General features: G+C 39.8%; 20 protein-coding genes. 8 read left to right on the forward strand and 12 right to left on the reverse strand.

Features of this window, described 5'->3' with window-relative positions; genetic code table 11:
* Nucleotides 1-6: 6 nt before the first annotated feature.
* Genes ACLOAU_RS06325 through ACLOAU_RS06345 form a run of 5 tightly spaced genes read right to left on the reverse strand, consistent with a single transcriptional unit; the run spans nucleotide 7 to nucleotide 3231 of the window.
* The gene (locus ACLOAU_RS06325) at nucleotides 7-174 is read right to left on the reverse strand and encodes a DUF5908 family protein (RefSeq protein WP_427861013.1); all 168 of its coding nucleotides are present in this window, start codon (nucleotides 172-174) and stop codon (nucleotides 7-9) included.
* An 11-nt stretch (nucleotides 175-185) separates the two neighbouring features.
* A complete protein-coding gene (locus ACLOAU_RS06330) occupies nucleotides 186-626 on the reverse strand; it encodes a phage tail protein (protein ID WP_427861014.1) in 441 nt (146 codons plus the stop codon).
* A 10-nt stretch (nucleotides 627-636) separates the two neighbouring features.
* Nucleotides 637-1068, reverse strand: coding sequence for a phage tail protein (locus ACLOAU_RS06335; RefSeq protein WP_427861015.1), 432 nt, complete (start codon nucleotides 1066-1068; stop codon nucleotides 637-639).
* 51 nt (nucleotides 1069-1119) lie between these two features.
* On the reverse strand, nucleotides 1120-2562 hold the full coding sequence (locus tag ACLOAU_RS06340; RefSeq protein ID WP_427861016.1) for a phage tail sheath family protein: 1443 nt from the start codon (nucleotides 2560-2562) through the stop codon (nucleotides 1120-1122).
* 36 nt (nucleotides 2563-2598) lie between these two features.
* Nucleotides 2599-3231 carry a Pvc16 family protein gene (locus ACLOAU_RS06345; protein ID WP_427861017.1) on the reverse strand — a complete coding sequence of 211 codons (633 nt, stop codon included), beginning with the start codon at nucleotides 3229-3231 and terminating at the stop codon, nucleotides 2599-2601.
* A 278-nt stretch (nucleotides 3232-3509) separates the two neighbouring features.
* Between ACLOAU_RS06345 and ACLOAU_RS06350 the strand changes: the two genes are divergently transcribed.
* Nucleotides 3510-4469, forward strand: coding sequence for a M28 family peptidase (locus ACLOAU_RS06350; protein WP_427861018.1), 960 nt, complete (start codon nucleotides 3510-3512; stop codon nucleotides 4467-4469).
* Nucleotides 4470-4498: 29 nt separating this feature from the next.
* On the opposite strand, the gene mnmG is transcribed toward ACLOAU_RS06350, so the two are convergent.
* Together mnmG and ybeY are read right to left on the reverse strand one after the other, a co-directional pair.
* Entirely contained in the window at nucleotides 4499-6367 is a 1869-nt protein-coding gene (mnmG, locus tag ACLOAU_RS06355; RefSeq protein ID WP_427861019.1) for a tRNA uridine-5-carboxymethylaminomethyl(34) synthesis enzyme MnmG, read from the reverse strand.
* Between the two features lie 149 nt (nucleotides 6368-6516).
* Nucleotides 6517-6966, reverse strand: coding sequence for an rRNA maturation RNase YbeY (ybeY, locus tag ACLOAU_RS06360; protein WP_427861020.1), 450 nt, complete (start codon nucleotides 6964-6966; stop codon nucleotides 6517-6519).
* A gap of 50 nt (nucleotides 6967-7016) precedes the next feature.
* On the opposite strand from ybeY, the gene ACLOAU_RS06365 reads away from it, so the two are divergent.
* Both ACLOAU_RS06365 and nadD read left to right on the forward strand, forming a co-directional pair.
* On the forward strand, nucleotides 7017-7247 hold the full coding sequence (locus ACLOAU_RS06365; RefSeq protein WP_114790289.1) for a FeoA family protein: 231 nt from the start codon (nucleotides 7017-7019) through the stop codon (nucleotides 7245-7247).
* A gap of 8 nt (nucleotides 7248-7255) precedes the next feature.
* Complete coding sequence (gene nadD, locus ACLOAU_RS06370) at nucleotides 7256-7828, forward strand: nicotinate (nicotinamide) nucleotide adenylyltransferase (protein ID WP_427861021.1); 573 nt, start codon at nucleotides 7256-7258, stop codon at nucleotides 7826-7828.
* On the opposite strand, the gene ACLOAU_RS06375 is transcribed toward nadD, so the two are convergent.
* The 3 genes from ACLOAU_RS06375 to fabG form a co-directional block, all read right to left on the reverse strand.
* The gene (locus ACLOAU_RS06375) at nucleotides 7816-9054 is read right to left on the reverse strand and encodes a chromate transporter (RefSeq protein WP_427861022.1); all 1239 of its coding nucleotides are present in this window, start codon (nucleotides 9052-9054) and stop codon (nucleotides 7816-7818) included. The two genes, nadD and ACLOAU_RS06375, sit on opposite strands and share 13 nt — an antisense overlap.
* A gap of 84 nt (nucleotides 9055-9138) precedes the next feature.
* Nucleotides 9139-9648, reverse strand: coding sequence for a DUF5715 family protein (locus tag ACLOAU_RS06380; protein ID WP_427861023.1), 510 nt, complete (start codon nucleotides 9646-9648; stop codon nucleotides 9139-9141).
* Between the two features lie 97 nt (nucleotides 9649-9745).
* Entirely contained in the window at nucleotides 9746-10504 is a 759-nt protein-coding gene (fabG, locus tag ACLOAU_RS06385) for a 3-oxoacyl-[acyl-carrier-protein] reductase (RefSeq protein WP_427861024.1), read from the reverse strand.
* Between the two features lie 103 nt (nucleotides 10505-10607).
* Between fabG and ACLOAU_RS06390 the strand changes: the two genes are divergently transcribed.
* Nucleotides 10608-11729, forward strand: a complete 1122-nt coding sequence (locus ACLOAU_RS06390; RefSeq protein ID WP_427861025.1) for a formimidoylglutamase — start codon at nucleotides 10608-10610, stop codon at nucleotides 11727-11729.
* A gap of 36 nt (nucleotides 11730-11765) precedes the next feature.
* Complete coding sequence (locus ACLOAU_RS06395) at nucleotides 11766-12815, forward strand: Gfo/Idh/MocA family oxidoreductase (RefSeq protein ID WP_427861026.1); 1050 nt, start codon at nucleotides 11766-11768, stop codon at nucleotides 12813-12815.
* A gap of 70 nt (nucleotides 12816-12885) precedes the next feature.
* On the opposite strand, the gene nadA is transcribed toward ACLOAU_RS06395, so the two are convergent.
* Entirely contained in the window at nucleotides 12886-13896 is a 1011-nt protein-coding gene (gene nadA, locus ACLOAU_RS06400) for a quinolinate synthase NadA (protein ID WP_427861027.1), read from the reverse strand.
* Nucleotides 13897-14529: 633 nt separating this feature from the next.
* Here nadA and ACLOAU_RS06405 point away from each other — a divergent pair.
* Together ACLOAU_RS06405 and ACLOAU_RS06410 are read left to right on the forward strand one after the other, a co-directional pair.
* Entirely contained in the window at nucleotides 14530-16680 is a 2151-nt protein-coding gene (locus ACLOAU_RS06405) for a S46 family peptidase (RefSeq protein ID WP_427861028.1), read from the forward strand.
* A 155-nt stretch (nucleotides 16681-16835) separates the two neighbouring features.
* Nucleotides 16836-17150 carry a hypothetical protein gene (locus ACLOAU_RS06410; RefSeq protein ID WP_427861029.1) on the forward strand — a complete coding sequence of 105 codons (315 nt, stop codon included), beginning with the start codon at nucleotides 16836-16838 and terminating at the stop codon, nucleotides 17148-17150.
* A gap of 10 nt (nucleotides 17151-17160) precedes the next feature.
* Here ACLOAU_RS06410 and ACLOAU_RS06415 read toward each other — a convergent pair whose 3' ends face one another.
* The gene (locus tag ACLOAU_RS06415; RefSeq protein ID WP_427861030.1) at nucleotides 17161-17874 is read right to left on the reverse strand and encodes an NUDIX hydrolase; all 714 of its coding nucleotides are present in this window, start codon (nucleotides 17872-17874) and stop codon (nucleotides 17161-17163) included.
* Between the two features lie 164 nt (nucleotides 17875-18038).
* Between ACLOAU_RS06415 and ACLOAU_RS06420 the strand changes: the two genes are divergently transcribed.
* On the forward strand, nucleotides 18039-20006 hold the full coding sequence (locus ACLOAU_RS06420; RefSeq protein WP_427861031.1) for an alpha-L-arabinofuranosidase C-terminal domain-containing protein: 1968 nt from the start codon (nucleotides 18039-18041) through the stop codon (nucleotides 20004-20006).
* Nucleotides 20007-20013 lie beyond the last annotated feature (7 nt).

The raw sequence follows: 20013 nt of genomic DNA on the forward strand, positions 1-20013 counted from the left end.
CATATACTATCTTTCTTCTTTTTCTTTTAATACGCGCAAAACCTCTTCCACACAGGCTTTCACGATGTCAGCATTAATCATGTGCTGATTTGGTGCAGCTGCATTGTTAACATTGCCCGATACGGGTTCTGCTACAGTTGCGGTAATAACAATTTCGTTGATCTCAACAGGCATGGGCTATATTATTATACAGATGTGAAATAGCTATAACTTAAAACAATGGATTCAATAACGATCTCGTTACTTTCGGCATTAAACTCAGTTATCTCCCATTTGGTGGGTATTGCATTAAATACACGCCAGCTAACCGTAGGTTGATGCTCCTCATTCAGCAAGCTGATTAAAACAGTGAGTGGTGCAAATTCAAAATGCTCTATTGCGTTTTTACACCATTTATATAAACCCGTATTAATAAAAAATCCCCGCTTCAATGTTATATCAGTGTAGTCGGCACGGGTAGGTAGTTTATGCTGAAATCTGTTTTCTCCCCCTTCACTTAACGGCTCTGTAGCGAGGCTCATTGTTAGTCCGCTGATATTTTTGAATTTCACATCAACCGGCGCTTCTCCGGGCAAACCTAAAAAGCTGGCTTTAAAATGAAATCCGGTAAGCGGGTATTGGTTCATGACAATTTTTTTAAGGCAATGCTATTATAAGTCCTTCGTGTGCCAACTCCAATGTTTCAATGGCTACTTCGTTTCCGTCAGCCTTTAAATCTGTTGACTGTACTTTAACAGGAAAAGCATTTTTTACTTTCCATACCATTACGGGTTCATGATTCTCATTCAATAGCGATATCGTTATATTTCTTCTTTCGATAGCTGTCATTTGAACTGTATTAAACCAGGCATAAAACTCATTGTCGTTCAAAAAGGTACCCCGTTTCAATGTTATGTTAGAAAACTTGGTCATGCCCGGCATTTTTATTTTAGAATATTCAGGACTGGCGCCATCTCTGTATTCTATAACATCAAGACTTACATCAAGTCCTGAGATCTCGGTAAAGCCAATTCGGGTTCCGCCCCATTCTACCTGGAAATGAAATTTAGTAAGCGGGTAGGTTGCCATGATTCTTTATTTTAAATTGAATTAATTTTTTAAAGCTGTAAGGTTGATTATTTAAGACTCCTGCATTTTGTGAGAAAAGCGGAGTATAATGAATTCAGCCGGGCGAACAGCCGCCATGCCAATCTCGACGATCAGCTTTCCTTCTAAAATATCCTGAGCTGTCATCGTCTGATTTAAGCCACAGGCTACATAAAAAGCATGTTCGGGTTTTGCACCCGCTAATGCGCCCTGTCTCCACAATACAGTAAGGTAGTTTTCAATCATCGCTTTTACTTTTACCCAGGTATTGGCATCGTTGGGTTCAAAAACAAATTGAGCGGATGCTTTTTTACAACTCTCTTCCACCATATTAAAGAATCGGCGAACCGGTACATAGCGCCATTCATTATCATTACCCGCCAATGTTCGTGCACCCCATACTAAAGTTCCCTTGCCAGTAAACGCCCTGATACAATTGATCGATTTTCCACTCGTTGTGTCCACATTTAAAAAGTCCTGTTCTGAATTGGTTACTTTGTAAGTAAGGCCGCGAAGCCCGTTTATACCAACATTTGCCGGAGCCTTCCAAACACCCCTGTTCGTATCTACTGCTGCATAAATACCTGCGATGGTAGACGATGGCGGAAGCACTACTCCGAAATTATTGGCTGCTGCTTTTAGTTTTCCATAAGCTGCAGTATTGTAAGCAGCGTTGGAACTGTCTTTGAGATTTGATAAAGCAGCTCCATTCAAACTACCAGGCGATCCGTTTACGGTATGTACTACATTAACGGCATCTTCGTTATACAGGTAAGAAAAAACAGTCCTTATATTTGGGAAATAAGCGGCTCCATATTTTAAGTGATTAGTAATGCCATCTCTGAATGCTTCAGCAGCAGTTGAAACATCGCCACTTGTAAGCAGGCCCGAACCGGTATGATGCAGATCCATTATGCTAAACCGATCCTGTAAAAGATTGCATTGAGCCAATGCATCATTTTGCAAAGTGTAATACTCAGACTCGTCCATATGCTGTCCCTCGGGAAAAACAATCAATGTAGGTTCGTCTTCTTTAGCCAGTGCAGACAAGCCCGCACTCATTTCGGCCAACGATAGCTGATCACCGAGGTTTGCTTTGAAAGCTCCTACTGAAACGATAAAGCAAGGACCACCTCCGTTAGCAAAGTAAGATTGAAGGGCATAATACATATTATGTTTTGAGGCTGCGCCATTAAAAGCTACCGATATAGTTTCTTTTGTTATCACACTGCCAGTTTGTTCCTGCACCAATGTTACCTCCAGATTGTCCTCGTTGGCAGCCTTCCCAAAAAAGGTTTCATATTCCAGCAGAGAAGTAATGCGGGTTGGATCATTGGTAAGGCTTGCATTATTTCTGTCAAGCGCTTTTTGTGTATAACCAATAAACGCTGGTATGGCGGTTTCTACCTGTGCAATAGAAGGCGGCAACTTGGGGATCTCTTCTATATATACACCGGGACTTTTATAATCTGGCATAACATTGTGTTTTTAGGTTCTAAAATATTGGTTGGTTTACAAAATTGTTTGCTGATACTTTTGTGTTTGAATATGTATTTCTTCTATAAGTGGCGCTTCTCTTAAAGCCTTTCTCTCTGATATAGTAACCATTCTTACTTTATATAGTACTGATGGAATTTGCCTCCCTCCTAATGAACCCCATAAATGATTGACCTGCTCGAAGGATAAAGAATATAATTCCAATACAAGCCTGAGCGAATTTATCTCGGGGTTCGATAAATCATTCAAAGGAGCCGGTAAGCTTATGGTTGATGAAGCTGGCGTAAATACCGATCTGCCCTGAAAAAACTTGATAGCCAATGATAGTCGCTTTAATGCCAACAGGTATCCATTATTAGGTGGTGTTCCTGAGGTGAAATTGGCTGAAACTAATACATAAAGATTCAGGTGGATGGGCGGATTTTCGTAAATCGCAGATATTTCATTTTTCTGGTAAACCGGTGCATTCTTCAACGAATTTTCCTGTTCGATATTCACTAGCGAAATAACCAGGTTCTCCCGAAGTAAATCATCTTTATCTGAGCCCAGTAAACTGATATTCTCTATCACTACAGAAGCCGGGTCGCCAAGGGCTGTCATATATGAAGACAATTCTTCCCGAAGTAATATGAGGGCGTTTTCTATCATCGGTAATATCTCCGGGAAGATTGTCTCTTAATGGTGTTCTGTGATATTGAGATTCTACCCTTGGTTTATTGTTACACTAAGGTAGACTATTGAAACGCCAAAAAAATACCTAGATCGGGTGATGGCTTAAACGCGGATAGCTTTGAGCAAAAATGGTACAGCAACGTTCGCTAAACAAACACAACAAATAATTATGAATTATTGTGTTTGAATAATTTGATCTTTTAATATTTTAGCCGGGAGGTTTTTCAAATTATTGGTCAATTCAAACGCTGCCTATGAAAAGGTTTCTTAAATATTTGCTCGTAATCGTTTTGATTTTGATCGTTTTCTTTACGATTCAAAATTATCCCGTTTCGGTTGCTGCCCGGGACCTGCCGCGTTTGTCGGATACCTTGAACTTAAAACATAATTTTGATCTGGTATTAAATACTGATAAGCCACGCCACTATAAAAATGTGACTGTTTTAGATACAGTGGCAGAAAGAATTCGCAAAGAATTTTCCAAATACACTGACCGCACGGGAATGCAGGAATACCAGGTGGAAAATAATATTTACAAAAACGTTTTTGCATCTTTTGGTCCCCAGGATGCTGAAGTAATTATTATCGGCGCTCATTACGACGTGTGTGGCGAACAGGATGGTGCGGATGACAATGCCAGCGGTGTAGTAGGCATCATGGAACTGGCCAGGCTTTTACAAAAGCAGCCGCTTCAATACAGAATTGACCTGGTGGCTTATACATTGGAAGAGCCGCCTTTTTTCAGAACAGAACAAATGGGTAGCTATGTACATGCTAAATCATTGTTCGATAAAAAGCAGCCTGTTAAAGGAATGATTTCCCTGGAAATGATTGGGTATTATTCTGATGAGCCAGGTTCTCAAAGCTATCCTGTTGGATTGATGAAATGGATATACGGAGATAAAGGCAATTATATTACCCTGGCAAGAAACTCATTTAGTGGAAGCTTTGCTAACCAGTTTAAAAAATTATACTTTGACAATAATTCTATAGACGCCAAATCATTCAGAGCGCCGGGTTTTGTAGGTGGAATTGATCTCTCCGATCACAGGAACTACTGGAAATTCGGGTATAGTGCCCTTATGGTAACCAATACAGCTTTTTTCCGCAACTCCAATTATCATCAGATCTCCGATCGGCTACCTACACTCGATTTAGCTAAAATGGGATTAACGATCGATGGTGTTTACAGAACTATAATAAATATTAAATAATATTATAAATTATTTAATGTTATAATATGTTATCTTCCCATGTATACCATCAATATTTGAACATCGCTCGGGTTAATACCTGAAATCCGGCTTGCTTGTCCCAATGTTTTGGGCCTGATTCGATTCAACTTTTCTTTTGCTTCATTTCCCAGCGAAGAAAGCCTGCTGTAATCAAAGCTATCGGGAATGTTCAGGTTCTCCATTTCACTCATTCGGGATACAATCTCTCTCTCCTTTTCAATATAGGTATCGTATTTTACCTGAATGGCTGCTTGTTCTATTTCTTCCTTTGAGTAGTTTTTCAACGATTCATCAAGAAAAGGTAAAGCACCGGAAAGGTCAGCTAATTCTATATTAGGTCTTAATAATATCTTCTCTGCTCTTTGTTTTTCTGTGATCTTAGAGGAACCTATAGAATCCAGGAAACTGTTGATCTGGTCGGGCGTTACAACAGTATTTTTTAGAACTTCTTTGATCGCTGCAACGTTTTCATTTTTTTGCCGGATCTTCTCCATCCTGTCTTCTTTAGCCAGACCCAGTTTATAACTCAGTGGCGTTAAACGCGCATCCGCATTATCCTGTCTCAATAATGTTCGGTACTCAGCGCGCGAGGTAAACATGCGATAAGGTTCTTCGGTACCTTTATTAATAAGATCATCTATTAAAACACCGATATAAGCTTCACTTCTTTTCAATACTAATGCGTCCTGTCCTTTTACACTCAGGTGTGCATTGATTCCCGCCATCAGGCCCTGGCAGGCCGCTTCTTCATACCCTGTAGTACCATTGATCTGCCCGGCAAAAAATAAATTGCTGATCAGCTTTGTTTCTAACGTATTAGTTAACTGTGTAGGTGGAAAATAATCATATTCAATAGCATAACCCGGCCTGAATAAGCGGGCGTTCTCAAATCCCGGAACTGTGCGTAGTGCTTTATACTGCACATCTTCAGGCAAAGAAGTTGAAAACCCGTTCACATAAATCTCAACCGTGTTCCATCCTTCCGGTTCTACAAAAAGCTGGTGACGGTCTCTGTCTGCGAATCGATTGATCTTATCTTCAATGCTCGGACAATACCTCGGCCCTACTCCATCTATCCGGCCGGCAAACATCGGGCTTCTATCAAAGCCGGTCTTCAATATCTCATGTACTTCAGGACTGGTATACGTAATCCAGCAACAGCGTTGATTTTTTGCACTGATCTTTTCTGTTTCCGTGAAAGAGAATCCCACGATATCTTCATCCCCTTCCTGAACTTCCATTTTTGTATAATCCAGGCTTCTTCCATCTACCCTGGGAGGTGTGCCGGTTTTTAACCGGTCGCTTTCAAAACCTAAAGAAACCAGTTGTTCCGTAATGCCACTGGCAGCCTTCTCTGCTACCCTTCCCCCGCCAAACTGTTTTTCTCCTATGTGAATGATACCATTAAGAAAAGTGCCATTGGTTAATACGACAGCCTTTGCCTGTATTTCATGGCCCAGGCCTGTTATTACACCTGCTACACGCTGGTCTTTTACCAACAATCCCTTCACCATATCCTGGTAAAAATCAAGGTTAGATGTATGCTCCAACATCTCTCTCCACTTAGCAGCAAATACCATCCGGTCGCTTTGTGCCCTGGGGCTCCACATGGCCGGACCTTTAGAGCGGTTAAGCATCCTGAACTGGATCATAGATAGATCGGTAACAATACCAGAGTAACCACCCATGGCATCAATCTCGCGTACAATCTGGCCCTTGGCAATTCCACCCATAGCAGGATTACAGCTCATTTGGGCTATTGTCTGCATATTCATGGTTACTAAAAGGGTTTTAGAACCCATATTGGCGGCTGCAGCTGCGGCTTCGCAACCGGCATGACCTGCACCAACTACTATTACATCATATTCGGGAAACATAAGTTTGCAAAGGTACGAATTATTAGAAGGATGTGTTTTCTATCTTGTTACTTTCAAATACATCCATTTGTTTCACGTGGAACATTCACTTTGGAAAAGCCATGATCAGATAATTCATTGAAAGCAACTTGTTCCACGTGGAACAAACATTAACCGTGAAACGCTGAAAAATCTGCTATCCACTTCTCCTCCATTCCTCTCATTTCCTCTTCCTGCCTCTTTGTTTTGTCCTTATAGCCTATTAAGTGCAGCAACCCGTGAAAAATAACCCTCTGTAACTCAATTGCAGTTAAAACCTGCTCCGTTTTGGCATTATCTCTTACTCTATCCACACTTATATATATATCAGAAACCAGTTTACAGGAATGTTTCTCAGACAGATCAAAGGTGATAATATCGGTATAATAGTCATGATCGAGGTGTGTTTGATTGATTTTCAATAATTCATCATCCGAACAGAAGATAAAATTAACCTCTGAACCACATTTATTGCCTTCATTTAAGAGCTTTTTCTTAATAAAATCCTTCAGCCTCCTCCGTTTCTTCAATAAGATCGCTTTCTGAAAGTGAAACTGTATATTGAACTCATTTGTATTCATATTCCAAAATTCGCAAACAAAACACAAACAACAATGCTTAGCTTTGCCCAATGGTAAACGAATTATTATTATCCGATCTGCAGCCTGGGCAAATAGCTACCATTGTTAAGTTTACAACCGAAGAAATCTTCCTCAAATTGATGGAAATGGGCTGTCTTCCTGGTGAGAAGATAGAAGTAATACAGAAAGCACTGTTCAACGATCCGATGTCTATATCGGTTGCCGGGTATTTATTGAGCCTGCGAACAGATGAAGCCAAACAAATAGTGGTTAATATATAATATACAAGATGACGATCGGACTGTACTTTGGTTCTTTTAACCCCATACACCACGCTCATTTAATTATAGCTAACCATATTTTGAACGAAAACCTGGTTGATAAAGTGTGGTTTGTGGTATCTCCACATAATCCTTTAAAAGAAACCAGCTCTTTATTAGAAGAAAATCACCGTTTACATCTGGTAAGAACAGCCATCGAAGATGATTCGAGGATGAAAGCCAGCGATATAGAGTTCACGCTTCCCCGTCCTTCCTATACAGCAGTAACACTCACGCATTTAACTGAACGATATCCTCAATACCAGTTTAAGGTAATCATGGGTGGCGATAGCTTTCAAAACATCAGGAAATGGAAGAATTACGAGTTCATCCTGCACCATTATTCCATTCTTGTATACAACCGTCCAGGATTTGAAATAGACCATAGCCTATCTGACCGTATTACTGTACTCAATGCTCCCTTACTTGAATTGTCTGCTACCGCTATCAGAAAGCTTATTAAGGAGAAGAAGAGCCTGAAATATCTTTTACCGGAAAAGGTAATTACAGAGATTGAGAAGGGCGGTTATTATAGAAAATAACCTAAAGCAACGCAAATTGCAACTATAAAGGGTGCAGGTACTCTTGTAAAGATGAGCACTAAGGCTGTTCCTGCCACAACGCCTATATTTATAAACCCCTGACTGGTGCCATCAAAAAGGGTGATATCCTTCAATATATAAAAGGTAGAACCCACCATTATTCCCAATACAGATGCGTTTATCCCCTCTAAAGAACGATAAATAACGGAGTATTTCTTCAATCTGTTCCATATTGGAAAGAAGAAAAGCACCAGTAAAGCACTGGGTAAAAAGATACCTACCATACCTATTAAACCTCCCAGCAGCTGCATAGCGGGTCCCATATCCTTTAAAGCCAATCCACCACTATAGGAAGCAATCGAAAACACGGGTCCCGGCACCGCTCTAACAATCCCAATTCCGGTTAGCATATCCTTCTTATCAATATGAATAGCATTAGGATTTCTCTTCTTAACCGCGTCGGGACGAACACTATACTGTTCATACATGATGGGCATTAATACATTACCGCCTCCAAACACCAGGCTTCCCATACGATAAGAGTTCTCAAATAAGTTAACAGGCTTCCTGTTTGCCCAATCATTTTTCCTTGCCATTTCACTAACCACCCCGGCGACAATGAAAATAATAGCAAACAGCCAGATATTCCACCATCGTATTTTACCTGGTTTTATCTCTACCTGCGGTATCCTTTTGTTACTAAGATTAGTGATAAACCCACCTAATAAAATAAGAATAGGAACGAAAAATGGCTTACCGAAGAAGAAAAATGTTGCTATCCCACAGCCTATTGCAATTAGCGAAGTAACCAGGTTCTTTACCGAATAGGGCAGAGAACTGATACAGGCAAATATGAGAAACCCTGTTGCCATAGGTACAATGAACTTGAAAATATCGAAGTGTTTGGTTGTACCCTCTACATACTCCACAAAAAAAGACAACCCACACATGATAGCACAGGCCGGAAAAATCCAAACCAACAAGGTAAGCGCTGCCAAAACAGGCCCTCCTCTTTTATACCCGATCAATGTTAAGGTCTGGGTTGAAGAGGCGCCGGGAAGAAGCTGGCAAAATGCATTGTACTCCATCAACTCCTGCTCAGTAACATAAGGTGTCTTCTTCACAAAGGTTTTCATCATCATAGCCAAATGCGCCTGCGGACCACCGAAAGCAGTAAGGCTATGCAGAAAAACCAGCTTTAAAAAATGAAGATGTCGGAGCAGCATGAAGCTGAAAATGATAAATAAAAAATCTTCTTAAAGGTAAAGATTCTCAATAAAAATGAATTAAATAATTGGGCCAGGTTCTGTTTATCTCACAGTAACGTGAAAACATTTTTCCCTGTATTCCTTTATAAAATAGATCTTACCCTGCCGTTGCATTTGCGTAAGAATATCCTGCAGTGCCCTTTCCAATCCTGCATTAGGCGCCTTTCTCCTGTTAAACCGGATATATGAAATGTCAAAAGAGCAACCGAAATTATGAGAGCTTAATTTGCTTGTAACCGCATTACTATTTACGCGAGCCAGGCGCTTTTGATCGTATAAAGTTCTTGTAACAGAGGTAATGGTAAAAGTTTTCTTTCTACTTCTGGTATAAAAAGCTGCACCAATTTCTTTTAATACTCTATAAGAACGCGGATTTAAGTAAGGACGGCTATGTGTAAGTTTAGCAATCGTATACCCTCTTCCCGCAAAAATAAGAACCAGTTTTTTCTTACTGACCAGGGAGGTTACATGAGCCTGGTTTTGTAATGGCGGAATACCAGTTGCCCGTGCTGCCTCGAGATGATAATCATACTGAGTTTGAGCAAAACTCACATATGAGCCCAGAATAATATATAATAAAAAAAATAAATATTTAAATAGCCTGTTCAAATCGGGCAGCGTTATTGAAATCAAAGAATGACTTCAAGTTTTAAATATTGAGACCTCCACAGGCACTAATCGTTTGGCCTGTGATATAATTACTCATATCAGACGCTAAAAATAAAGTAACGTTGGCTATGTCTTCAGCTTTTGCAAAACGATTTAACGGAATATCAGCTAAATATTTTTCCGCCCCTGCATTATCATTCAGGTAGCTGGTCATATCAGTTTCAACAAAACCAGGAGCTATAGCATTGCAACGAATATTACGGCTTCCTAATTCCTTAGCTACACTCTTAGTAAACCCAATAATACCTGCCTTACTGGCTGCGTAGCTGGCCTGCCCTGCGTTGCCCATTATTCCAATTACAGAGCTCATGTTGATAATGGTTCCGCTCTTTGCTTTCATCATAGGTTTAATAACCTGTTTGGTCATATAAAATACACTGTTCAGGTTAATATTTAAAACATCATTCCATTGATCCTGGGTCATACGAAGCAGCAGGTTATCTTTAGAAATACCTGCATTATTCACGCAAATATCAATGGCACCAAACTCTTTCAACACATCATTTACAAACACTTCGCATTGTTCAAAATCGCCTGCATTGCTTTTATAGGCTTTGGCCTTTACACCTAATGCAGTTAACTTCTCTTCAAGCGCCTTAGCTTTTTCCGCGCTGCCATCACTTACATAAGTAAACGCCACATGAGCTCCATGTTCTGCAAACTTAATAGCTATAGCTTCGCCAATTCCTCTGGCTGCCCCGGTTACAATCGCAACTTTATTCTCAAGAAGTTTCATCATGTACAATGTTTAGTATGCCTGCAAAGTAAAGTAATTATTCTTTTGGATTTCCTTTTAATTGCCTGCTTCATGAACCACTATTAAAATAAACTATATTGCGCCCATGTCTATAATTGATTTTTTAAACGAAATAAATATCACCGATATCATTGGTGATGATTCTTACAAACCCGGTCAATTGGGGAATACGATTGACATATATACAGAATCCTTTCCTGATATAGATAGTGCTGATATTATCCTGGTGGGATGTGGTGAACAAAGAGGTCGTGGATACTTAGGGCCTGCCAGCAATGCACCCGAGCTGATAAGAAAAAATCTATACAATCTTTTTTACTGGCATGAAAATATAAAAATTGCCGACATCGGTAATATTAAACATGGCGCTACGTATAATGATACATTGGCTGCTTTACAAACGGTAATAGAAGAACTTCAATTGCTTCATAAAACAGTTATTGTTATCGGCGGCTCACAGGATCTTACGCTGGCCCAATACAATGCATCCAGAAATAATAAACAATTAGTTGAAATAACCGGTGTTGATTCTATTATAGACCTGGATATGGAGTCTCCTTTCAGAAATGATAATTTCCTGATGGAAATATTTACAGGCGAACCTAACTATGTAAAACACTACAACCACCTGGGTTTTCAAAGCTACCTGGTACACCCGGGTATGTTGCAGACCTTAGATAAATTGAAATTTGATTTCTTCAGAGTGGGCCACGTGAAAGAAGATATAGAAGAAGTAGAACCTGCGATACGCAACAGCCATCTGTTTACATTTGACATTAATGCTATCGCCAATGCCTACGCTCCTTCCAACCAGCTTACACCTAATGGCTTTAACGGAGAAGAAGCATGTATACTGATGCAATATGCGGGTATGAGCACTAATATGCAATCTATCGGAATTTACGGCTACAATCCACAGCAAGACCGCGATGAGCTGACTGCCAAACAAATCAGTCATATGATATGGTATACTATTGATGGCCGCTACCGCAGATTAAAAGAAGCGTCGTTTGATCAGCTGGAACATTTTAACGAATATCAAATGGCCTTTGCCGAAATAGAATCTACCTTTTTACAAAGTAAAAAAACAAGACGTTGGTGGATGCAGTTACCCGATAAAACCTATATACCCTGCAGCTACAAAGATTACCTGGCAGCGGGCAGCAACGAAATACCTGAAAGATGGTTCAGGGCGCAACAGCGATAACATACAACTTAAACCCTTAAATCAACTCCATTAATTATGTCACGTATTATTAAAACAGGTATCGCATCTTATGGCATGAGCGGAAAATTGTTCCATGCCCCGTTTATACAGGCACATCCTTATCTCGAACTCAGCGCTATCGTTGAAAGGCATAAGGAAGAGTCCAGAATCAAATATCCGGGTTCGAAACTTTACCGGTCTTTTGAAGAATTGATAGCCGATGAAACATTAGAGTTGATTGTTGTGAATACACCTGTACAAACTCATTTCGAATATGCCAAAGCCGCTTTGAATGCAGGCAAACATATCGTTGTTGAAAAGCCTTTTACCGTAAACGCGGCAGAAGCCCAAGAACTGGATGAATTAGCAAAGGCAAAGAATTTATTACTGATCGTATACCAAAACCGTAGGTATGATGGCGACTACAAAGCCATAAAAGATGTAGTACAGCAAAACTTATTAGGAGAACTAAAGGAAGCGGAGCTTAGGTTCGACCGATATCGCACAGGCCATAGCGGCAAGGATCATAAAGAAGGCGATAAACCAGGCGCCGGTAACCTGCATGACCTGGGTGCTCATATCATCGACCAGGCTATACAATTATTTGGTTTTCCTGAAGCTGTATTTGCCGATGTATTTGCTATGCGCGACAATATGATTGCCAATGACTACTTTGAAGTATTGTTATACTACCCGCGTCCCTTCCGCGTAAGAATAAAAGGAACCGTATTTGCAAGAGAATCTTATTATGCCTATATCATCAACGGAGCGAATGGAACATTTATGCAGCAACGTTCAGATTTGCAGGAAGTAAAATTGCTGGAAGATGCTATACCATCCCTCGAACCATGGATACCTACACCTGAAGGCTTCGACGGACTTTTACATACAACCATTAACGGTGAAACAGTACGTAAAGAAACCCGTTCTGAAATGGGCAACTATATGCAGTATTATGAAGATGTATACCAGGCCCTGGCTAATGGAAAACCTAACCCGGTACCAGCTGCTGATGCTGTATTAACTATGCGTGTTATTGATGCCGCATTACTGAGCAGTAAAGAAAGAAAAGTAATTGCCCTGTAATATTAAACTTATAAAAACAGAAGAGGGAGTATCTGATGGTACTCCCTCTGTCATTTATTAAATAACCTTTTTATAATCCTGCCTGCTTGCTAATCTCCAGCATGCGATCGATGGGCTTTTTAGCTGCCAGTCTTAATGCTTCGTCCATAATGATATCCGGTGTCTCATACTTCATACACAGGTAGATCTTTTCGAGTGTGTTCCGTTTCATGTGCGGACAATCATTGCAGGCACAGCCATTATCAGGAGGAGCCGGTATAAACTTCTTATCAAGGCTCGATTTCTCCATCTGGTGTAAAATACCTGTCTCAGTAGCCACAATAAATTCGGTAGCTTCATTCTCTATGGTATATTTCAGCAAGCCTGTAGTAGATCCTACAAAATCAGCAATTTTCAATATATGCTCCTCACATTCGGGGTGTGCGATAAACTTAGCATTGGGGTGTTGTTGTTTTAGCTTGGTAATATGCTCCAGGCTGAATATTTCATGTACCATGCAGGCGCCGTTCCACAATAACATATCACGGCCCGTAACTTTGTTGATATAGGCGCCCAGGTTCTTGTCTGGTGCAAAAATGATCTTCTGATCCTTCGGGAAGCTATCCACAATAATGCGTGCATTACTGCTGGTTACAATTACATCGCTGAGCGCTTTAATACCGGCACTGCAGTTGATATAACTCACCACTACATGATCAGGATGTTGCTCTTTAAACTTTTGAAACAAAGGTGGCGGGCAGCTATCACTCAATGAGCATCCTGCTTTAAAATCAGGGATCACCACTTTTTTTGTTGGATTCAAAATTTTTGCGGTCTCTGCCATAAAATGAACACCGGCAAAAACAATCATGTCCGCGTCAGTTTTCTCAGCCTCCTGTGCCAAACCCAAACTGTCGCCGATATAATCCGCTATATCCTGGATATCCGGCTCCTGGTAATAGTGTGCCAGGATAACTGCATTCTTCTCCTTCTTCAACTTGTTGATCTCTTCGAAAAGATCCAAAGTCGGATCCACATCAACATCCAAAAAACCTTTGGCTTCCAGTTCCTGTTTTGCGTTTTCCAATACTCCTGCTTCCATGCTGTAAAAGTTTTAAATCCGGTGCAATGATACGTTGCAACTTGAAATTTTTTGAAAGAATTTTTGCTGCCCTCTCTTTTGTTCTAATAATAATTATATATATATTTTTAAAAAGAAAACTTATTATTATTAGCAGTGTGAATTAGTGGATAACTCGTAATTCACATTTATTACAAAATTAAAAGTTTATTGTTTTCCACAGTAAATCAATAGTAATTCACATAAGCATTTAGTGCCTGCTCTCATTCCAGGCCGGTTATGCACAAAAATGTGGATTATGCATTCTTAACAAAAATTCAGTTCATTTTAATTTTACATTGTGTTAATATCTGAGGTATAATTTTAGTGAAACTAACTTTTTGAAGAACCTCACTGGTCTGATGACATTTTACGACCTAATAATCACATTTCATATAAACGTTCCACAGGGGGATATCCACATTTTTGAAGGCCTATTAACATATCTTTGGGGAGAAATAGTGTTATAAACGCCTCTTTTTAATGATGATTGTTTTTAAAATGGCCGGTTTATACACGTGCTTGTGCAAAGGCGTTTTTATTTTAATCCGTAAACCCGGTTGTTTTATACAACCCTCCTGTTCATAAACAGGGTAAATGTTTCAAAAATTGAGTATGAAGAAGTTACTTGTTATTTTTTCGGTGCTGTTGTTTTCATTTTTTGCAAAGGCCGATGAAGGAATGTGGTTACCCCAGCTGCTGGATGCACTGAATGAGAAAAGAATGAAGTCGCTGGGCATGAAAATGGATGCCAGTGATATCTATGATGTGAATAAAGGCAGTCTTAAAGATGCTATTGTAAGTTTTGGAGGTTTTTGCACCGGTGAGGTGATCTCAGATCAGGGTTTGGTGTTAACCAATCATCACTGCGGATTTGATGCTATCCAAAATCATTCAACCCTCGATCATAATTTTATAAGAGATGGATTCTGGGCAAAGTCAAATGCAGAAGAGCTACCCAATGTAGGTTTGTTTGTAACTTTTATTGTAAGAATAGAAGATGTGACGGATGCGGTGTTGAAAAATGTGAATAATTCCCTGGCGGAAAACATGCGCCAGTCGTTGGTAGACAAAAATGCCAACCAAAGATTAAAGGAAGTAAAAAAGGAAACTTACCAGGGGGCATTTATACGTCCTTTTTTTGAGGGTAATAAATATTACCTGTTTATAACTGAAACATATAATGATGTGCGCCTGGTAGGTGCACCACCATCATCAATAGGAAATTTTGGAAAAGATACGGACAACTGGATGTGGCCCCGGCATACCGGTGATTTCAGTATGTTCAGGATCTATGCGGGTAAAGACAACAAACCAGCACCCTATTCACCCGATAACGTGCCTTATAAACCCAAAAAGTCTTTATCTATTGCTATGAATGGCATGAAGGAAGGAGACTTTACGATGGTTTTTGGATTTCCCGGGCGCACTACAGAATATTTACCTAGCGAAGCCGTGAACCAGATCATGACAGTAAATGATCCTGCTAAAATTTCGATAAGAGATAAGGCCCTCGCCGTTATTGATCGATATATGCGTTCGGACGAAGCGATCAAAATTCAGTACGCATCCAAGTATGCAAGTATTAGTAATGCCTGGAAAAAATGGCAGGGCGAAGTTTTAGGACTAACGAATACCAATGCAGTAGGCAAAAAACAAAAATATGAAGCCGAATACACCCGGTTGTTGAATAATAACCCGGCACTAAAAGCCAATTACGGTACCGTGCTCGACCAGCTCAATGATGGGTATAAAAAAATAAAAAATTTCGCGCTAACGCGCGATTATTATCTCGAAACTACCAGCAAGATTGAATTGTTCACTGTTGTTCAAAGAATACGGGCCTTGCACTCTAAAATAAATAAACCTGAATATGCAGAAGCATTGATTGCCGAAATTAAATGGATGGACAATTATTTAAAGGAGATGAATATTACAGTGGATAAAGACATATTTGCTGCCATGATGCAACTCTATCTCGAACAGCCATCGGAATACATAGCACCGCGGGCAAAAGAAGAATTTGCAAAGTTTAAGGACTATAAAGCCTGGGCAGATGATTTATATAGTAAAAGCATCTTTGCTGTTCAGGAAAAAATAAAGGATTTACTAAGTAAGGAGCCCGGAAAATTATTTGAAGCACTGACTACGGATCAGGGCGCACAATTGGTTTTGTCGATTTCTAATTTGTATGATAATAAGGTGGCCCCTGAATTAAACAAAATCCAAACCTCCATTAATCAGCTACAACGGCTGTATATGAAAGCACAGATGGAAGTGTTTACCAACAAAACATTTTATCCCGATGCCAACAGCACTTTAAGAGTAGCTTTTGGAAATGTTAACGGCTACTCCTCTCCCACAGGAAAAAAATATGAATACTATACTTACCTCGACGGAGTAATGGAAAAGTACAAACCCGGCGATTATGAATTTGATGTGCCTGAAAAATTGCGTGAGCTCTATCAAAAAAAAGATTACGGGAAGTATGGAGCCAACGGAAAAATGCCCGTTTGTTTTATAGCATCCAATCATACCACCGGAGGTAATAGTGGCAGCCCGGCACTGGACGCGCATGGCAACCTGGTGGGCTTAAATTTTGACCGGGTTTGGGAAGGCACTATGAGTGATGTGAATTACGATCCTTCCATTTGCCGGAATATTATGGTAGATATAAGATATGTATTGTTTATTGTAGACAAGTTTGCAGGCGCCGGGCATTTGGTGAATGAAATGAAGCTGGTGTATCCGAAAAAAACGAATTGATAATTTAAACACCCCTGAAAGGCGTTAATATTAATAACCCCGGGCAAAACAGGATTATTAAGTTAAAGTCCGTAGGACCTCTGAGCTTATTAAATAGTTCAAAAAAATAAACCACCGAATTTTAGTTAACTTTAAGAAACTAAAAAATACAAACTATGGTAAACAATAAGCACATAGCCACTTTTATACTGGGTGCGCTGGCAGGACTGGCGGCTGGTAAGTACGCCAGCATGAGTGATGAAGAAAAGGAAAAACTGATGGCTAACCTTAAAGAAAAGGCCAATAACTTAAAAGAAGATGCAGTAAAAACAGCCGGGCAGGCGAAGGACTATTTTTCCGAACTGACTACCAAAGGAACCGATGCAATAAAAGAGCATTTTCCCGGTGCCGAAAAGTGGATGAACGATATTTTTGGTAATAAAGAAACAACAGCAGCAACAGATACCGAACCAGAGCCACCCAAGAGTTAGCAAGAACTATTTATAAAAGCTGGTTTGGGTTGGGGATCAGCTTTAAAATTTTATGCAGGTTTTCCTGGTAATGCTTTTTATCGAGCTTATAATAAAAAGCTCCTTTTTTAGAATTGCTTTTATCTTTTTCCTTTTGTTTAACCAGGAGTTTTGTAGACAACATTTTGCGACTAAAATTACCTTTGTCAAAACTGGTATCAAAAACATCCTCGAAAAGGCTTTGCAATAGGGGAAGTGTAAATTTCTCCGGCAACAACTCAAATAAAATAGTATGAGAAGCAGCTTTGTACTGTAATTTCTTCTGCGCCAGGTGCACCATATCGTTATGGTCGAATATCAGGTTGGGAAACTCCTTTATATTAAACCATTGTGCTTCAAAGTCGGTGTTGATCGACTCTTTATACTTATTGATATCTATCAGTGCAAAATAAGCAACTGATATAGTTCTTTGTACCGGGTCTCTGTCCGGAGAAGAAAATGTTTGATATTGCTCCAGGTAAATTCCTTCCAAACCTGTAAGGCTTTTCAGGATACGATTGGCGGCAGTTTCAGCACTTTCATTATCGTTTACGAAACCACCCATTAAACTCCACTTACCTTTTTCGGGTTCCAGTCCACGCTTTACCAATAATATTTTCAGCCTTGTTCCGTCAAAGCCAAAAACAATACAGTCTACAGCTACGGTAAACTTGGTGATGTGTTGATATCTTTTCTCCTTAGTCAAAGCATGAATGGATTAAAGGTTATAAAGAATATGAAAGTAAAAATAAAAGACAAAAATAAAAGATTTTATTTGTCATAAAAACAATTAAATTTGATTTACTTGTTTAACGAATTGCCCGGTGCTAAAATAAAGAATGCATCAACTACTTAAAACAAAACCACACTATGCGGAGAAATATTTTTCTGTTACTGGCATTAGCGATTGGGATTAATACGCAGGCTCAGGATAAGACATTTGTAGTTTCGGTGAATAAACCCATAGCTCCCATTCAGCCTACCATGTGGGGAGTTTTTTTTGAAGATATCAATTTTGGGGCTGATGGAGGTATTTATGCAGAGTTGGTTAAAAACCGATCTTTTGAGTTTACTAAACCATTGATGGGCTGGAAGGTAGATCAGCAGCCGGTTGAGGAGGGAGCGGTATTAATTCAAAACAGGGGAATGGCGAATACAGCAAATCCGCGTTTTGCAAGAATAACCGTAAATAATCGTAATAAGGGAACACTTTCTTTAACCAATGAAGGATTTAGAGGAATGGGTATTAAGAAGGGTTTGCGTTATGATTTTTCTGTTTTATACAGGTCGATATCGGGTAAGGTAAAACTGTATGTAGAGTTACTGAATGCGAATAAAGAAATTATAGGCAGTACATCTGTTGTTCCGGGTCAAGTGAAGGACTGGTCGAAACTGACTGCCAGCTTTTCTACCGGTCAAACCGAAGAAAAAGGATCAATGCGGCTGACTTTTGAAGGGAACGGCATTATCGACCTCGATATGATCTCTCTTTTTCCCGGAGACACCTGGAAAAATCGCCCGGGAGGTATGAGAGCTGATATGGTACAGATGCTCGCAGATATGAAGCCCGGTTTTATACGCTTTCCCGGAGGCTGTATTGTAGAAGGGTATGATCTTGCACAAAGATACCAGTGGAAGAAAACAGTAGGTCCGCTGGAAGAAAGGCAATTATTAATTAACCGCTGGAACTATGAATTTGCACACCGCCCGGCGCCTGATTATTTCCAGACTTTTGGGTTGGGATTTTTTGAATATTTCCAGTTGTGTTCTGATATAGGTGCTGAGCCCTTACCTATTTTAAATTGTGGTATGGCCTGCCAGTTCAACTCTGGTGAAGTAGTACCATTAGACCAGATACAACCTTACATAGAAGACGCATTAGATTTAGTAGAATTTGCAAACGGCGCTATAACCACTCGATGGGGGAAACTGCGTGCCCAAATGGGACATCCCGAACCCTTTCATTTAAAAATGCTGGGAGTAGGCAATGAAAACTGGGGACCACAATATCTCGACAGGTTCAAGGTATTTCAAAAGGCTTTGAAGGAAAAACATCCCGAAATTAAATTAATCGCCAGTTCGGGCACCGACCCTGTGGGCGAAAGGTTTAACTTATTGAATACAGAACTGCGTGCACTGAATACAGATTTTATAGATGAGCATTATTACCGTCCACCTCAATTCTTTTTCAGCAATATCAACAGATATGATAATTATCCAAGAAACGGGTCGAAGGTTTTTGCCGGTGAATATGCATCGCATGTTCCCAATACGAATGGCGCAGTAAAAAGTAATTGGCTGGCGGCACTTTCCGAGGCGGCATTTTTAACAGGCCTTGAACGTAATGCAGAAGTGGTACAAATGGCTTCTTATGCACCGTTGTTTGCACACTATGATGGCTGGCAATGGGCGCCTGATCTGATATGGGTGAATAATCTCAAAATAGTGGGTTCGCCCAGTTACCATGTACAGAAACTATATTCTGTTAATAAAGGAACAACTGTAATACCAATTGAGAGAGATAATAAAATTATAGATGGTAAAGACAGCTTATATGCTACAGCTGCTATTGATGCCGCCTCAAAAGAAATCATTGTAAAAATTGTGAATGCACTACCAGGTGAACAAAAGATTTCGTTGACTTTTGAAGGGATAAAAAAACTGGCGGCTAGCGGTGTTCATACCGTTTTACAAAATGACGATTTAAATAAGATCAATACTATTGCAGATCCTGATGCTATTGCTCCCAAAGCAACCAACATTAAAATATCAGGTAAAAAGCAGTCAATAGCTGTTAAAGGATATTCTTTTAATGTGATCAGAATAAAATACTCTTAATAGGTAT

This window comes from Paraniabella aurantiaca (assembly GCF_050309965.1).
Classification (GTDB): Bacteria; Bacteroidota; Bacteroidia; order Chitinophagales; family Chitinophagaceae; genus Niabella.

Coding starts and splice junctions, on each gene's coding strand:
- ACLOAU_RS06325 (WP_427861013.1), bottom strand. CDS start 174: ATGCCTGTTGAGATCAACGAAATTGTTATTACCGCAACTGTAGCAGAA.
- ACLOAU_RS06330 (WP_427861014.1), bottom strand. CDS start 626: ATGAACCAATACCCGCTTACCGGATTTCATTTTAAAGCCAGCTTTTTA.
- ACLOAU_RS06335 (WP_427861015.1), bottom strand. CDS start 1,068: ATGGCAACCTACCCGCTTACTAAATTTCATTTCCAGGTAGAATGGGGC.
- ACLOAU_RS06340 (WP_427861016.1), bottom strand. CDS start 2,562: ATGCCAGATTATAAAAGTCCCGGTGTATATATAGAAGAGATCCCCAAG.
- ACLOAU_RS06345 (WP_427861017.1), bottom strand. CDS start 3,231: ATGATAGAAAACGCCCTCATATTACTTCGGGAAGAATTGTCTTCATAT.
- ACLOAU_RS06350 (WP_427861018.1), top strand. CDS start 3,510: ATGAAAAGGTTTCTTAAATATTTGCTCGTAATCGTTTTGATTTTGATC.
- mnmG (WP_427861019.1), bottom strand. CDS start 6,367: ATGTTTCCCGAATATGATGTAATAGTAGTTGGTGCAGGTCATGCCGGT.
- ybeY (WP_427861020.1), bottom strand. CDS start 6,966: ATGAATACAAATGAGTTCAATATACAGTTTCACTTTCAGAAAGCGATC.
- ACLOAU_RS06365 (WP_114790289.1), top strand. CDS start 7,017: ATGGTAAACGAATTATTATTATCCGATCTGCAGCCTGGGCAAATAGCT.
- nadD (WP_427861021.1), top strand. CDS start 7,256: ATGACGATCGGACTGTACTTTGGTTCTTTTAACCCCATACACCACGCT.
- ACLOAU_RS06375 (WP_427861022.1), bottom strand. CDS start 9,054: ATGCTGCTCCGACATCTTCATTTTTTAAAGCTGGTTTTTCTGCATAGC.
- fabG (WP_427861024.1), bottom strand. CDS start 10,504: ATGATGAAACTTCTTGAGAATAAAGTTGCGATTGTAACCGGGGCAGCC.
- ACLOAU_RS06390 (WP_427861025.1), top strand. CDS start 10,608: ATGTCTATAATTGATTTTTTAAACGAAATAAATATCACCGATATCATT.
- ACLOAU_RS06395 (WP_427861026.1), top strand. CDS start 11,766: ATGTCACGTATTATTAAAACAGGTATCGCATCTTATGGCATGAGCGGA.
- nadA (WP_427861027.1), bottom strand. CDS start 13,896: ATGGAAGCAGGAGTATTGGAAAACGCAAAACAGGAACTGGAAGCCAAA.
- ACLOAU_RS06405 (WP_427861028.1), top strand. CDS start 14,530: ATGAAGAAGTTACTTGTTATTTTTTCGGTGCTGTTGTTTTCATTTTTT.
- ACLOAU_RS06410 (WP_427861029.1), top strand. CDS start 16,836: ATGGTAAACAATAAGCACATAGCCACTTTTATACTGGGTGCGCTGGCA.
- ACLOAU_RS06420 (WP_427861031.1), top strand. CDS start 18,039: ATGCGGAGAAATATTTTTCTGTTACTGGCATTAGCGATTGGGATTAAT.